Below are 15,596 nucleotides of genomic sequence, written 5' to 3'. Positions count from 1 at the left end.
AGCTTTAAATTTCAAATCCCAGCGGCTTTTTAAAATTTTATAAAATTTTGAAATTTTAAATGCTCTAAATTTTTAAATTCTAAAGCTTTCTAAATTCCGTTCATAACCCGCGCAAAGCTAAATCGTTTTAAATAAAATTTACGTTATAATCCCGCCAAATTCCACACAGGAGGCAGATATGCAAATCCCTATCGCATACGGCAAAGATGATCATCTAAGCTTAGAGATAAACGAGAAAAATTTGCTCGGTGTTTTTGATCCAAACCCCGTGGCTAAATTTGACGAAACGGCGCTCATCGCAAAGGCTCTGGCAAATCCGATAAATCAAAAAAGCTTTGACGAGTTTATAGCAGGCGACGAAAAGATCGTAATTATCGTAAACGACGGCACGAGACCGACGCCTACGGCAAAAGTTTTAAAGCAAATTTACCCGAAAATCCGCGAGAAAAATAAAATTTTCATCATCGCCACGGGCTGCCATAGAGAGGGCACGCTCGATGAGTACGAGATGATATTCGGCAAAGAAATTTACGCGGAGATCAGAGCCAAAAACGAAGTTCACGATCACGACTCCAAGCACGACGAGATGGTATTTTTAGGCGAGAGTAAAAACGGCACGCAGATGTATCTAAACAAAATCGTAGCAGAAGCCAAAAAAGTAATCGTCATAGGCTCGGTCGAGCCGCACTATTTCGCGGGCTACACCGGCGGTAGAAAGGCATTTTTGCCAGGCACCGCGTCGTACGAGAGCATCACGCAAAACCACAAGCTCGCCCTAAGCTCCGATGCGCAGGCGCTGCGCCTAGAGGGCAACCCCGTGCACGAGGATATGATCGACGCGATGAAGGTTCTCGCGCACATCGACGTTTTTTCGATCCAGACGGTGCTTGACAGCGAGCACGGCGTGTATTACGCAAGCGCAGGCGACCTCAATGACAGCTTTTACGACTGCGTGAAAAAGGCCGACGAGGTATTTTGCGTAAATATCCCGCACAAGGCAGATATCGTGATCTCGGTCGCGCCCTATCCGATGGACGTCGATCTCTATCAAGCGCAAAAAGCCCTAGATAACGGCAAACTAGCGCTCGCGCAGGACGGAATTTTAATAATGGTCGCAAAGTGCCGCACCGGCATCGGGCCAAAGCCGTTTTTTGATCTGATGGCTTCCGCTAACACGCCTAAAAAGGTGCTCGAAAAGATCAGCGCGGGCTTTAAGCTCGGCTATCACAAGGCTGCTAAAATGGCCGAAATCTCGCTCTGGGCACAAACCTGGGCGGTGAGCGAGCTTAGCGACGATGAGATGCGCGCCGTACACCTAAAGCCGTATCACGACATCCAAAAAGCCGTGGACGACGCGCTCGCGCAAAAGGGCGCGGACGCAAAAATCATCATCTTGCCGTTTGGCTCGATGACGGTGCCTAAGGCCTAGGCTTGGCTAAAATTTTATATTACGACGCGAGCGCTGGTATCAGCGGCGATATGAATCTAGGCGCGCTGGTGGGGCTCGGAGTGGATTTTGGCTATCTTTGCGCCGAGCTCGAGAAGTTAAATTTAGCCGGCGAATTTAAGCTAGAGCGCAAAAACGTGCTAAAAAACGGCATCGCCGCGACCAAAATCGACGTCGTGCCGCTAAAATCGCAGCCCCACGCGAGAAGCTACGCCGATATCAAGCAAATTTTAGAGGGTTCAAATTTAAGCAAGCGCTGCAAGCAAAGAGCGGGTGCGATATTTCGCACGATCGCCGAGGCCGAGGCCAAAGTCCACGGCACGCAGATAGATCGGGTGCATTTCCACGAGGTCGGCGCGATAGACTCTATCGTCGATATCGCGGGCTCGGCGATCTGCTTTGAATATCTTTTTGAAAATTTGGGCGTCTCGCGCGTGCTAAGCTCCAAAATCGAGCTTGGCGGCGGCGTAGCGATCTGCGATCACGGCGAGCTTAGCGTGCCTGCGCCAGCCGTTTGCGAAATTTTAAAAGGCGTGCCCGTAAGCCTCGGACGCACAAATTTCGAGATGACTACGCCCACGGGAGCGGCGATTTTAAAGGCTTGTGCGGACGAGTTTGCGGACGGCGCGAGCTTTAAAATAGAAAAGATCGGCTACGGCGCAGGCGATAAAGATGCCGCAGACTTTGCAAACGTGCTTCGAGTGATGCTTTGCGAAACCAATGAGGAGCGCGGCGAAGGGGACGAGCGAAATTTAAGCGCGCGCTCGGGCTGCGACGAGGTTTGTAAGCAAATTCTGATCTCCACGAATATCGACGATATGGACGCCGAGAGCTTTGCGCTTGCGTACGAAATTTTACGCGAAAACGGCGCGCTGGACGTGTTTAGCAGGTCTATTTTTATGAAAAAAGGGCGCATGGGTTTTGAGCTAAACGCGCTGTGCCGCAAGCAGGACGCGCAAAATTTAAAGAATCTGATATTTACGCACACGACGGCGATCGGCGTCCGCGAGATAGAGGTTGCTAAAACCGAGCTAAAGCGCGAGTTTGTGCGGGTGCAGACGAAATTCGGCGAGATAGGGCTTAAAATTTCTGGCACCTGCCAAACGCAAAAAATAAAGCCCGAATTTGACGAGTGCAAGGCCGCGGCGCTCGCGCACGACACGACAATCGAACGGGTGCGGAAAGAGGCGCTGAAAATCTATGACGAAACTAGAAAAACTAAAGGCTGATCTGCGCGGGCTTGGCGAGCTGGCGGTCGCATTTAGCGGCGGCGCGGATAGCTCGCTACTGCTGCGCGCGGCGCACGACACTCTGGGTGCGCGAGCGATCGGCATAACGATACGATCGCCCTACATGTCCTCGCGCGAGATCGCCGAGGCCGTAGAATTTGCCCACGCCTACGGCATCCGCCACGAAATTTTAGAGCTCGGCGTCGCAGAGGGGATCAAAAACAACCCCGAAAACCGCTGCTATCTGTGCAAAAAGGCGGTGTTTTCGCGCCTAATCGAGCGCGCCCGCGAGCTTGGCTTTAGACGCGTCGCAGACGGCACAAACCGAGACGATCTGGGCGAACACCGCCCCGGGCTCAAAGCCAAAGAGGAGCTGGGCGTGCTCTCGCCGCTGATAAATTTAACCAAATCCGAAATTCGCGAGCTCTCGCGCGAGCTAGGCTTGCCCACAGCCGAAAAACCCGGCTATGCGTGCTTGCTAACGCGCCTGCCGCATGGGCGTGAGATCACCCCGCACGAGCTAAATTTGATCGAAGCGGCGGAAAATCTGCTCATCGCAAGCGGCTACGCAAACGTCCGCGCGCGGTGCGACCGCAAAAATATAAAGCTGCAAATGCCCTTTTCTAGCATGCGCGACTTCTTAAACGACGCAAAATTTAAAAGCGTGGTTAGGCAGCTCGTGACGCTTGGCGCAGCGGAGGTGACGCTCGATCTAAAGGGGCTTAGAGAGGATGTTTTGCATGAGAGAGGATGAAATTTTAGAGCTTTTCGAGGGGATAAAAAGCGGCCGCGTGAGCGAGCAAGAGGCACTAAAATACCTAAAAAACTACCCATACGAAGACGTAGGCTGCGCCAAGATCGATACCCAGCGCGCCCTGCGAAACGGCGCAGGAGAGGTGATCTACGGCGAGGGCAAGACGGATGATGAAATTTTACGCATCGCTGGTGCGATCGGCGCGAGAGGGCAAAATATCCTAATCACGCGCACGAATGAGCGGGTTTTCAAGCGGCTGCGCGAAATCTTGCCGCAGGCGGAATTTAACGCTCGCGGCCGCATCATCAGCGTCAAATTTAAAGAGCCTGCGCTCACGCAAAACTACATCGCGATAGTATCTGCCGGCACCGCCGACGGCGCTGTAGTGGAGGAGGCGTACGAGACGGCGCGATTTCTAGGCAACGACGTGCGCAAATTTAGCGACGCGGGCGTGGCGGGACTGCACAGGCTGATCGCAAATTTAGAGCAGATACGCGGCGCAAATGTCGTGATCGCGGTAGCCGGCATGGAGGGTGCGTTAGCTAGCGTGCTTGCAGGCCTCGTGAGAGTGCCGGTGATTGCGGTGCCCACCAGCGTGGGATACGGCGCGAGCTTTGGCGGGCTGGCGGCGCTACTAGCAATGCTAAACAGCTGCGCAAACGGCGTGAGCGTCGTAAATATCGACAACGGCTTTGGCGCCGCGTATAACGCGAGCCTGATAAATCATCTCTGAATTTACGCCGCGCGAGGCAAATTTAATGGCTAAATATTTAAAAGGAAAGCGTTGCAAGAGGAAAATTTAAACGAGCAAAAAGCTGGGCTGAAAGACGCAGCAAAGCGCATGCAAAATACGCAAACAAGACAAAGCGCAAGAACGAGGCTAGCGTTTTTAGCCGCGGCGGTTTTGATTTTGGCGATCGAAATTTACATCGCGATCTGCGTAAAGGATGGCTTCGTACGCCACTACGCGGGCGACGTTTTGGCGGTTATCTTGCTTTACGCTTTGGCTCGGGCTGCATTTAGCGCGCCGCCTTTAAATTTGCCGCTTAAAATTTTCGCGTTTGCGGCGGCTTTGGAGCTCGCGCAGTATTTTGGCGCCGTGCAAATTTTAGGCATAGAAAATAAAATTTTAAAGATTATGATCGGCGGGACGTTTGATTTTGCCGATTTGCTCTGCTACGCTGCGGGCTGCGTCCTAGCGGGTGTCTATGAAAAATTTGAAAAAAGGAGAAGCGATGGATAAACAAAAAGCGGTAGAAAAAATGACCGAGGTCATGGCGAAATTCGTCGGCTACACGGGCAAAGTGCTGCCCGACGACGTGACGGCGAAGCTAAGCGAGCTTAGTGAGCGCGAGACGCAGCCGTTAGCGAGAGAGATCTACAAAACGATGTTTGAAAATCAGCGCCTAGCCAAGGAGCTAGACCATCCGTCCTGCCAGGATACGGGCGTGATCCAGTTTTTCGTGCGCTGCGGAGCGAACTTCCCGCTCATCGGCGAGCTTGAGGAGCTGCTGCGCGAGGCCGTACTGCGAGCGACGCGCGAGGCTCCGCTGCGTCACAACAGCGTCGAGACATTTGACGAGTATAACACCGGCAAAAACGTCGGCAAAGGCACGCCGAGCGTATTTTGGGAGATCGTGCCGCAAAGCAGCGAGTGCGAGATCCACACCTATATGGCGGGCGGCAAGGCAACCGTGCTGATGCCCGGCATGGGCTACGAAGGGGTCGTGAAATTCGTCATGGACATAATGACCAGCTACGGCATAAACGCCTGTCCGCCGCTGTTAGTGGGCGTGGGCGTGGGCACCTCGATCGACGTGGCGTCGCTACTATCTAAAAAAGCGCTGATGAGGCCGCTTGGCTCGCGTAATCCAAACGAGCGCGCCGCGCTAACCGAAAAACTGCTCGAAGAGGGTATCAATAAAATCGGCCTAGGCCCGCAAGGCATGAGCGGCGCAAGCTCCGTGATGGGCGTGCATATCGAAAACTGCGCCCGCCACCCAAGCGTCATCGCCGTCGCCGTAAACGTAGGCTGCTGGTCGCACCGCAAAGGCCATATCGTCTGGGACGAGCAGCTAAATTTCGACGTAAAATCGCACAAGGAGTTCGCGCTATGAGTAAGAAAATTTTAACCACGCCGATCGGCGCCGAGGATCTAGCGGATATCAAGATCGGCGACGTCATATACCTCACGGGGCACATCGTCACTTGCCGCGACGTGCCGCACAGACGCGTCGTGCAGGAAGGTCGCGAGCTGCCGCTAGATATAGCAGGCGGCGCGATCCTGCATGCTGGACCGATCATCAGAAAAGCGGGCGATAAAAGCTTTGAGATGGTCTCCGTGGGGCCGACGACTAGTATGCGGATGGAGAAATTTGAGCGCGAATTTATCGCCAAAACGGGCGTGCGCCTGATCGTGGGCAAAGGCGGCATGGGCGAGGGCACGATGAGCGGCTGCAAGGAGTTTGGCGCGATACACTGCGTATTTCCCGCGGGCTGCGCGGTAGTCGCCGCGACGCAGGTCGAGGAGATAGAGAGCGCGGACTGGACGGAGCTTGGGATGCCAGAGACGTTGTGGAAGTGCCGCGTGAAGGAGTTTGGTCCGCTCATCGTCTCCATAGACGCGCACGGAAATAATCTTTTCGAGCAAAACAAGGTCAAATTTAACGAGAAAAAGGACGCGGCGCTAGCTGAAATTTTACCGCAGGTCGGGTTTATAAAGTAGTTAAATTTTGACGGCTCGGGGTTTAAATTATGCGCCTTAAATTTTTACGCCCTGTCGCTAAATTTTAAAATTTAGCGCTGCAGTAAGGATTAAATTTTTGAGACACTTAGGTATAAAGTCTTTAAATTTATGAGAGTTCTAGTAAAATTTTAAAACGATAAAGGATCAATATGGGTACCGCCAAAGAAAATATCGAAAAAAGATTAACGGAAATATTGCAGCGAGACAATGCAGTCTGCGTCGTTTTAGACGGTGAATGGGGCGTAGGAAAAACAACTTTTTGGAAAAATTTTTCTGCCAAAAATTTCGATAAAAATTCTGTTTATGTCTCTTTGTTTGGTAAGGAAAGCATCCAGGAAATTAAGCAAGAGATAAATTTAAAATTTTATAGAAATAATAAAGTCGTATCAAAGATATTAGAAAAAAGTAAAAAATTTAATCTTACAGGTATTTTCAGTTTCTTTACAAAAAGATTGACTGATAATAAAATTGCAGAATTTAGTTTAATTATGCTGGACTCCCTGTATACAGATAAGTACAAAGATGCAATAATCTGCTTCGATGACTTTGAAAGAATGTCTAATAAGATAAATTTAAAAGATGTTTTAGGACTGATTTCTGAATATAAAGAGCAGCAAAATTGTCATATAGTTATGATTTTAAATCGCTCGAAGATGACGGCTCCTGCTAAAGAAATCCAAAAAGAAGATAAGAAAAATTTAGAAGATAAAGAGCTCAAAAATGCTAGTCAAATAAAAGATAATAAAACAGAACTAGAAAAAATTTTATCGCAATACAAAGATAAAATTATGGACTACGAATTTTATTATAATCCGACCCCGCAGGAATCTTTTAGTACCATATCGAGCGAGCTAGGGGAAGTTTACCGAGATGCGGCATCACAGTATTTCGCAAAGCACGCCATAAATAACATTAGAGTGATGAGGCGAGCGATAAATGCGCTGAATGATTATAAACAACATCTAGAAGACAAGCTGCAAAAATATCAACCCATAAAAGACAACGTCATAACTTATATACTAGGAATATCAATCATAAATGCGATGAATTCTTCCGCCGAGATCGAGCGATTTCTTGGTAAATTAGACTACCGTAGCAATTTAACAGATGTGTATGAATTATTTAAAAATGAAAAAGACACTGGCGACCTATATTATGCATTTAAATTTACAAATGATGAATATTACTATTGGCTAGGTATAAACATACTATCATATACTAAAAAATCAATTATAAATATTGAGGAATTTAATATTATTATAGAAAATATCATCAATAAAGAATACGATAAACATAAGGGTAGGCTGTATATAGAAATTAGAAAAGAAATTTTAGAGGAATACTTAAACGGCACATTAAATTTACAGTATGATAACGGCATTTTTGTAGGCAATCTCTTTACTCGTCTAGAAACAAATAAAGAGAATATAATAGATATAGTCGGGGTTAGTCCTTTTATTTTATACATAGAAACACTGGAAAAATTTGATGAAGAAAATAAGCAAAAATACCATGAATTTGCGACTAAAGTTTTACTGGATTATATAACGGATATTTTCGAAAACTACCAAAATCAAAATTTATATAACGATATTTTAGACGAGATGATAAATTTTGATGAGCGTGTTAAGGAGCTACACGATAACCTTATAACAAAAAATGAAATATATAAGATATCGTCTGCAGAGAGGATAATAGAAAATATTTTTAAGACCAGAATTCCAATCCAAAAAGAATTATCCTCAAAAATAACGGAAGAAATTTTAGAAAAATATTGCTATGAAAATTTGGAATTTCTTCGTAGCGCGATAGGATTTTTGCAAAGAGATATTTCTAGACTCCCGGACAACAAAGAACTAAAAGATAAAATTTTAAAAGTATTTAAAAATTTATCAGAAAACGGCGACGAAAATCAAAAACTTAAGATGAAATTTATACTTGAAGATTTGAAGGAAAAGGCTCATTTAGAATAAGCCTTTAAATTTTTATTTCAACTCGCCCCAATCTTTTGCCGTATTTAGCGAGGTTTTCAAGTGAAATGAATAGCTCGTAAAATTTCTTGTGTTATTTTGGGCTACCTTTAATTTTTGCGCGCGCTATTTTTTCTCCGCGAATTTCACGCTTGCATAGAGGTAGCTTGCAAGCCCCAGCGCGCCCAGTATCGCGCCCGCCTCGCCTATGTGCTCAAGCCCGAATCTCGTTGCGATTTGATGCCCCAAAAGCGCTCCGCCGCCGATGCCTACGTTGTAGATAGCCGAATAGATCGATATCGCGACGTCAGTAGCGTCGGGAGCTAGCGCCAAAACCCTAATCTGCAAGCAGAGTCCAAAGCCGGAAATACCTATCCCCCAGACGAAAGCTACAAGCAGCAGCGCTACGTCATTTGCGACAAAAACCTTTAGCGTTAGCGCCGAGGCTAGGATAAAGAGGATCGAGCAGATCAAAAAGGCGTTCGCAAATGAGCGGTAAAGCTTTGAAAAAAGCGCGCTTGCGGCGATTCCCGAAGCACCGAATGCAAGCAGGACGTAGGTTACGAAGTGATCGCCCGCGGGATTAAATTTCGCCACGAAGGGCTCGACATAGCTGTAGGTCGTAAAATGCGCGCCTACGATCAAAAACGTCAGCAGATACAAAGCAAGCAGCATCGGGCGCCTTGCAAGCATCGGCAAGCTCGCAAGAGAGCCCGCGCGGCGACTCGGTAAAAACGGTAAAATTTTCCAAAGAAACAGCGCCTCCGCCGCCGCAAGCGCGCCGATTGCAAAAAACGTAATCCTCCAGCCGAAAAGCTCGCCTACCACGCGTCCCAAAGGAAGCCCCAAAACCATCGCAAGCGAGGTGCCCAAAGCCAGCATGCCGATGGCCTGAGAGCCTTTATTTATCGGCGCTACGCGCACGACGAGCGATGAAGTGATCGACCAAAAGATCGCGTGCGAAATTGCGATACCGAGTCGCGCGATTACCAAAACGGCAAAATTCCACGCAATGGCCGCCAGGACGTGGCTTAGCGTAAACAGCACAAAAAGCCGCAAAAGCAATCTCTTGCGCTCAAGCTTTGAAGTAAGCAGCATCAACGGTAGCGAAAGGATACTCACCGCCCACGCGTAGATCGTGATGATTAGGCCCGTACTCGTAACATCCATCTTAAAATCCGCCGCGATGTCGCTTAGCAGGGCCACGGGGATAAATTCCGTCGTGTTAAAAATAAAGGCGGCAAACGCTAACGCGACAACTCTCGTATAAGCGATTTTATGGACGTTCATCGGTTTTCCTTTGGGCTTTTAAATTTGGCTTTAAGTTTAGCGCATTTAGCGGTTTTTAGCTTTTCGAGTTCTGCTCGGAATTTTAAAATTTTAAAATTCCGCGCCGTATATACGTGCCGCGTTTCGTGCTAAATCTAAGCGGAGGATTATAGCTAAATTTATCCTCCGCGCAGCTTGCGGAAATAGAATTTACGCTCAAAACGCAAAGTCGCATGGAGTAAAATTCACGTAGCGATCAATCGATGAAAATTTAAAATGAAATTTGCGCTGCGCTCGGCAGGAGGCAGTAAAATTCCTTGTATTTGGCGGAATGCGCTGAAATTTTATATACCGCGATGTCGCAAGCCATAAATAAAAATTCGCTACGTCGAGTTTGGATGCGTATAGCGGTTGAGGTTTTGTAGTGGCTAAATTTATTATCCAGTCTTGTTGCGATATGAGGTCTTTTTATCTTGTGGCAAGTGCATTTTTAAATTTCTTAATTTTCGCGCATTCCCGTCATTTGATATTTAGGTTAGAATTTCAAGCCAGACGGCTAAATTTGCATTTAATCTCTACCGCTGCTCGCGATCCGCGCTTAAAGTATGCAAAAAATTATTTTCAAAGCGGCGAAAGAGCCCGTCTCAAATCGTCCGCAATGCTCGTCTAAAACTGCCAGCAGATCGCGCTTGTAGCCCGCCTGCTGTGATAAAGCTTTAGAATTTTATTCGGTTTGCGAAGCATTTAAATTTTTAAGCAATAAATATGTAAAATTAGTGAAATTTGATAATTCCAAAGGAACTAAAAATGGCAAAAGTTATGAAAACGATGGACGGAAACGAGGCCGCGGCTTACGTCTCATACGCCTTCACCGAGGTTGCGGGCATCTATCCGATCACGCCTAGCTCGCCGATGGCGGACTATACCGATATTTGGGCGTCGCAGGGCAAGAAAAACCTCTTCGGCATGCCCGTCAAGGTGGTCGAGATGCAAAGCGAGGGCGGCGCGGCGGGCACTGTGCACGGCTCACTCCAAGCGGGCGCGCTTACGACGACGTACACCGCATCGCAGGGGCTTTTGCTAAAAATTCCAAATATGTATAAGATCGCAGGTCAGATGCTTCCGGGCGTCATTCACGTCGCGGCGCGCGCGCTTGCGGCGCAGGCGCTCTCCATTTTCGGCGATCATCAAGACGTCTATGCCTGTCGCCAAAGCGGCTTTGCGATGCTTGCAAGCGACAGCGTGCAGGAGGTGATGGATCTGGGCGGTATCGCGCATCTTGCGGCGATTAAGGGGCGAGTGCCGTTTTTGCACTTTTTCGACGGATTTCGCACCAGCCATGAAATTCAAAAGATCGAGGTGATGGACTATGCCGAGTTTGATCGCCTGCTCGATCGCGAGGCCGTGCGTAAATTTAGAGCTGACGCGCTAAACTCCGAGCATCCTAAAACTCGCGGCACGGCGCAAAACGACGACGTGTATTTTCAGACGCGCGAGCTAGTCAATAAATTTTACGACGCGCTTCCGGACATCGTCGCGGAGTATATGAGCGAAATTTCAAAGATCACGGGGCGATCGTACGCGCCTTTCGTCTATTACGGCGCAAGCGAGCCGCAGCGGGTGATCGTCGCGATGGGCTCGGTCAATCAAGCCCTTGAGGAGGTGGTCGATCATCTAAACGCGAAGGGCGAGAAGGTAGGCGTGCTAAAAGTGCATCTCTACAGGCCTTTCAGCCTCAAATATCTCTTCGCCGCGATGCCTAAAAGCGTGCGCAAAATCGCCGTGCTAGACCGCACGAAGGAGCCCGGCAGCCTCGGCGAGCCGCTGTATCTGGATATAAAGGCCGCATTTTACGGGCGCGCGGACGCCCCACTCATCGTGGGCGGCAGGTATGGGCTAAGCTCTAAGGACGTCGACCCTGCACAGCTAATCGCCGTGTATGAAAATTTAAAGGCGGATGAGCCTAAAAACGGCTTTACGATCGGCATCGACGACGACGTGACTCATCTATCCCTTCCCGTGGGAGATAAAATTTCACTCGGCTACGAGGATGAGACCGAGTGCTTATTTTACGGCCTCGGCGCGGACGGCACCGTGGGCGCGAATAAAAATTCCGTCAAAATCATCGGCGATAAAACCGATCTTTACGCGCAGGCGTATTTCGCCTACGACAGCAAGAAATCGGGCGGCTACACGCGCTCGCACCTACGCTTCGGCAAAAGACCGATCCGCTCGACCTATCTCGTCTCAAATCCGCATTTCGTCGCCTGCTCGGTCGCTGCGTATCTGGACATCTACGACGTCATCGGGGGCATCCGCGAAGGCGGCATCTTTCTTTTAAATTCCATTTGGGGTGCCGAGCAAACAGCGGCAAAGCTTCCGAACAAGGTCAAAAAAATTCTAGCTGCCAGACGGGTAAAATTTTACATTCTAAACGCCACCAAACTAGCACGCGATATAGGGCTCGGAGGCCGCACCAATACGATCATGCAATCGGCGTTTTTCAAGCTCAGCGGCATCATTCCGTTCGAGCAGGCGCAGAGCTATATGAAAGAATACGCCAAGAAAACCTACGCCAAAAAGGGCGAAGCGGTCGTGGCGATGAACTGCGACGCGATAGATAGGGGAGCGGACGCCTTGGTGCAGGTAGCGATCGATCCTGCATGGGTAAATTTAAAGGACGACGCGGCGGATACGAACGATAAATACAAAGGCGACGAATTTATCGAAAAGATCGTAAAGCCGATGAACGCAGCGCGCGGCGATAGCTTGCCGGTCTCGGCGTTTTTAGGGCACGAGGACGGCGGGTTTGACGCGGGCACGACGCGATTTGAAAAGCGCGGCGTGGGCGTCACGGTGCCTAAATGGATCGAGCAAAACTGCATCCAGTGCAACCAGTGCGCCTTCGTCTGCCCGCACGCCGTAATCAGAGCGTTTTTACTAGACGAAAAAGACGAGGCCGCCGCTCCTTTAAATTTAAGAGAGCATCTGCTAGAAGCCAAGGGCAAGGAGCTGAAGGGGCTAAAATATAAGATCCAAGTAAGCCCGCTAGATTGTACGGGCTGCGCGCTTTGCGCCGAAAACTGCCCGAGCAAGGAAAAATCGCTCGTTATGGTGCCGCTTGAAGAAGAACTCGCTAAGGGCGAGCAAGAAAGCGCAGACTTTTTATTCGAGTATGTAAGATACAAAGACGATTTGATGGACAGATCAAGCGTCAAGGGCGTGGGCTTTGCCCGCCCGTATTTTGAATTTCACGGCGCATGTCCGGGATGCGGCGAGACGCCGTATATCACGCTGATAACGCGACTTTTCGGCGATCATATGATCGTAGCCAACGCCACGGGCTGTAGCTCGATCTACGGCGGATCGGCGCCTTCGATGCCGTACCGCAAGGACGAGAACGGCCGCGGCGTCGCGTGGGCGAACTCGCTTTTTGAGGACAACGCCGAGTTCGGGCTGGGAATGAAGATCGCAAGCGAGACGCTGCGCCATAAGATCGAGGATCTAATGCTGGGTTCGCTCTCAAGCGTGCCAAACGCGCTAAAGGCGCTTTATCACGACTGGATCGAAAACAGAAACGATACGCTAAAATCCGCTCAGATCAGAGATAGGCTGGTGCCGCTGCTAGAACAAAATTTGGACGCGCCCGGGGTTTGTGAAATTTTAGAGCTGAAGCAATATCTAAACAAAAAATCGCAGTGGATCATCGGCGGCGACGGATGGGCCTACGACATCGGCTACGGCGGGCTCGATCACGTGCTGGCTACCGGCGAGGACGTAAACGTGCTGGTGCTGGATACGGAGGTTTACTCAAATACCGGTGGGCAGAGCTCCAAAGCTAGCCGCCGCGGCTCGATCGCGCAGTTTACGGCAGGCGGCAAGCGCGTTCAGAAAAAAGACCTAGGTCAAATCGCGATGACCTACGGCAACATCTTCGTCGCGCAGGTAAATTCCAATGCAAACCAAGCCGCGACGCTAAAGGCGATCATGGCGGCAGAGGCTTACCCGGGACCTAGCCTCATCATAGCGTATTCGCCGTGTATCGCGCACGGTATCAAAGGCGGCATGGGCAGCTCGGGCGATCAAGCCGAACTTGCGAGCAAATGCGGCTATTGGCCGACCTACACCTTCGATCCGCAGCTTGCGGCGGAGGGCAAAAATCCGCTTAAAATTTCATCCAAAGAGCCGGACTGGAGCCTTTATGAGGAATTTTTGCTAAACGAAGTGCGCTACAACGCGCTTAAAAAGATCGATCCGGAGCACGCGGGTAAGCTTTATGAAGCAAACAAAGCCGACGCGATGAGGCGCTATCGCCAGCTCAAGCGGCTTGCAAATGCCGATTTCGGCGATGAGGTTATCTCTGCGGGCGTCGCGAGCGAGAATGCTTAAGCTTTGTAGTTAGTTTTTAGAATTCCGGGTCGCAGAATTTGTGACCCAGGAATTTCGTTAAATTCCAAAAGGAAAATCCATGAAAAAAATCGGGCTAATCGGCGGCATGAGTTACGAATCTACGATTACCTATTATGATGGGATCAATCGCAAAATTAACGAGCGTCTAGGCGGGCTAAGTAGCGGCGAAATCCTGCTAAGTAGCTTAAATTTCGACGAGATCGAGCGGTGTCAAAGAGATAATGAGTGGGACAGGGCAGGTGAAATTTTAGCTCGTCACGCGCGGGTTTTGCAAAGCGGCGGAGCGGATTATATTTTTCTTTGCACTAACACGATGCATAAGTGCTACGAGGCGATAAATGCCGCTATCTCCGTGCCTTTCGTGCATATCGCGGACGCTACGCTAAATGAGTTGCGAAAACGTGGCGTGCAAAAAGTAGGGCTGCTCGGCACGATCTACACGATGACGCAGGATTTTTACAAACAGCGCTTGATAGATGGTGGCGTAGAGGTGCTCGTACCGAACGCGGACGAAATGGAAGCGGTAAACGAAGTAATTTTTGATGAGCTTTGCTTTGGTAAAATCTTACCGCACTCCAAAGAGAAATTTTTACGGATTATAGAAGGACTTAGAGCTCGCGGCGCGCAGGGCGTGATACTGGGCTGTACGGAGATCGGGCTGCTCGTATCGCAAGCAGATACCGCCGCGTGGCTATTTGATACTACGCAGATCCACATCGATGCGGCAGTAAGTCTAGCTTTAAGCGAGTAAATATCAAATATGAGCCGGTAAAATTCCGGCTTATAATTTCAAATTTTTATATACATTATCAGTTAAATTTAATCTTTCTCTGTTATAATAACAACTATCAATCATAAAAGGGGATGAAATGAACGTTTTAGTTATAGGAGCAGATGAAATTACGCCCATTAAGGCGGTTTTAAAAGACCTTGGCGCGAGTAACATCGAGCACTGGGATGCACGAAACGAAAATCGCGTAAATCGTAAGCCGATCCCGCAAGATACCGAGTGTGTCGTTATGCTTACGAGCTTTTTGAACCACAACACGATGAAAAAGATCAAAGGCGAAGTCAAAAAGCGCAAAATCCCGCTCGTATGCGCTAAAAGAAGCGTCAGTTGCGTGTTTTGCGAGTATTGCAAGGTTTTCAATCTAAATCAAGAATTTAACTGCTCCGCCATCGAAAACGAATAATTTGGCGCTGCTTAGCAGCAAAGCGCACATCTGTAAAAGGCGCAAAATTTTATAAATATCGGTGCGCTCTGCTGCGAAATATAGATGAGTTTAAAAAGATGAGATCGAGCCAAAAGACTGGAATATGAGCAAGAAAACGAGCGAGCGAAAATACCGCAAAAACGACGAAACCCGCGAAGTAAAAGATAGCAAAATGCACGGCATTCTAAAAAGCCGAGAGGTAAGCGACGAGATAGGCGGCGGGGCGCAAAATTTTTGGCAGCGAGGCGAGCTTTTCGGCTTTGACGCAGACGGACGCGAGATCGCTTCGCAGCCGTTTTGCAGCCTTCCTCTGCCCGCTCGCGCAAAGGCGATGCTCACGCTTTATAATTTTAGCGTGGATGCGGATTATAGAATTCCGCCCGTAAATTTAAAGGGCGCTTCGCAGTTTCGCGCCGCGTTTTTAAATTTTATCGCTTCCGAACTTGGGCGCGGGGCTCGTAAAATTTACCGTTTCAAGCCTGCCGTGAAATTTTGCGCGGCGGATAATGCGATAATCTTTGCTTAGCTGCGCGATATGCCGCTGCCCGTATTTGCTG

13 protein-coding genes are annotated in these 15,596 nt (G+C 49.1%); 12 read left to right on the top strand and 1 reads right to left on the bottom strand.

Annotated features, from left to right (window positions below):
- Positions 1 to 178 precede the first annotated feature (178 nt).
- From larA to Q0198_RS09120, 8 genes are all read left to right on the top strand, one after another.
- A complete protein-coding gene (gene larA / locus Q0198_RS09155; protein WP_297897266.1) occupies positions 179 to 1,429 on the top strand; it encodes a nickel-dependent lactate racemase in 1,251 nt (416 codons plus the stop codon).
- Positions 1,430 to 1,431: 2 nt separating this feature from the next.
- Positions 1,432 to 2,676, top strand: coding sequence for a nickel pincer cofactor biosynthesis protein LarC (gene larC, locus Q0198_RS09150; RefSeq protein WP_297897263.1), 1,245 nt, complete (start codon positions 1,432 to 1,434; stop codon positions 2,674 to 2,676).
- Positions 2,648 to 3,430: an ATP-dependent sacrificial sulfur transferase LarE gene (gene larE / locus Q0198_RS09145; RefSeq protein ID WP_297897260.1), complete on the top strand. Its 783-nt coding sequence runs from the start codon at positions 2,648 to 2,650 to the stop codon at positions 3,428 to 3,430. The genes larC and larE overlap by 29 nt, the downstream gene beginning before the upstream one ends.
- Positions 3,417 to 4,163, top strand: a complete 747-nt coding sequence (larB, locus tag Q0198_RS09140) for a nickel pincer cofactor biosynthesis protein LarB (protein ID WP_297897308.1) — start codon at positions 3,417 to 3,419, stop codon at positions 4,161 to 4,163. Before larE ends, larB begins: the two co-directional genes overlap by 14 nt.
- A gap of 51 nt (positions 4,164 to 4,214) precedes the next feature.
- Positions 4,215 to 4,673 carry a DUF2809 domain-containing protein gene (locus Q0198_RS09135; RefSeq protein ID WP_297897257.1) on the top strand — a complete coding sequence of 153 codons (459 nt, stop codon included), beginning with the start codon at positions 4,215 to 4,217 and terminating at the stop codon, positions 4,671 to 4,673.
- On the top strand, positions 4,666 to 5,547 hold the full coding sequence (gene ttdA, locus Q0198_RS09130) for a L(+)-tartrate dehydratase subunit alpha (RefSeq protein ID WP_297897253.1): 882 nt from the start codon (positions 4,666 to 4,668) through the stop codon (positions 5,545 to 5,547). The genes Q0198_RS09135 and ttdA overlap by 8 nt, the downstream gene beginning before the upstream one ends.
- Positions 5,544 to 6,155: a L(+)-tartrate dehydratase subunit beta gene (ttdB, locus tag Q0198_RS09125; RefSeq protein WP_297897250.1), complete on the top strand. Its 612-nt coding sequence runs from the start codon at positions 5,544 to 5,546 to the stop codon at positions 6,153 to 6,155. Before ttdA ends, ttdB begins: the two co-directional genes overlap by 4 nt.
- A 170-nt stretch (positions 6,156 to 6,325) precedes the next feature.
- Entirely contained in the window at positions 6,326 to 8,149 is a 1,824-nt protein-coding gene (locus tag Q0198_RS09120; RefSeq protein WP_297897249.1) for a P-loop NTPase fold protein, read from the top strand.
- Between the two features lie 123 nt (positions 8,150 to 8,272).
- Here Q0198_RS09120 and Q0198_RS09115 read toward each other — a convergent pair whose 3' ends face one another.
- Positions 8,273 to 9,436 carry a sugar transporter gene (locus Q0198_RS09115; RefSeq protein ID WP_297897247.1) on the bottom strand — a complete coding sequence of 388 codons (1,164 nt, stop codon included), beginning with the start codon at positions 9,434 to 9,436 and terminating at the stop codon, positions 8,273 to 8,275.
- A 786-nt stretch (positions 9,437 to 10,222) separates the two neighbouring features.
- On the opposite strand from Q0198_RS09115, the gene nifJ reads away from it, so the two are divergent.
- From nifJ to Q0198_RS09095, 4 genes are all read left to right on the top strand, one after another.
- On the top strand, positions 10,223 to 13,804 hold the full coding sequence (gene nifJ, locus Q0198_RS09110) for a pyruvate:ferredoxin (flavodoxin) oxidoreductase (protein ID WP_297897245.1): 3,582 nt from the start codon (positions 10,223 to 10,225) through the stop codon (positions 13,802 to 13,804).
- A gap of 79 nt (positions 13,805 to 13,883) precedes the next feature.
- Positions 13,884 to 14,576, top strand: a complete 693-nt coding sequence (locus Q0198_RS09105; RefSeq protein WP_297897243.1) for an aspartate/glutamate racemase family protein — start codon at positions 13,884 to 13,886, stop codon at positions 14,574 to 14,576.
- 118 nt (positions 14,577 to 14,694) lie between these two features.
- Positions 14,695 to 15,018, top strand: a complete 324-nt coding sequence (locus Q0198_RS09100) for a DUF2325 domain-containing protein (protein ID WP_297897239.1) — start codon at positions 14,695 to 14,697, stop codon at positions 15,016 to 15,018.
- A gap of 124 nt (positions 15,019 to 15,142) precedes the next feature.
- Entirely contained in the window at positions 15,143 to 15,565 is a 423-nt protein-coding gene (locus Q0198_RS09095) for a hypothetical protein (RefSeq protein ID WP_297897237.1), read from the top strand.
- The last annotated feature ends 31 nt before the right edge of the window (positions 15,566 to 15,596 follow it).

The sequence above is a fragment of the uncultured Campylobacter sp. genome (assembly GCF_938045205.1).
GTDB lineage: Bacteria > Campylobacterota > Campylobacteria > Campylobacterales > Campylobacteraceae > Campylobacter_B.
Note: the sequence above shows the minus strand (reverse complement) of the source record. Positions and strands in the feature narration are given on the sequence as shown.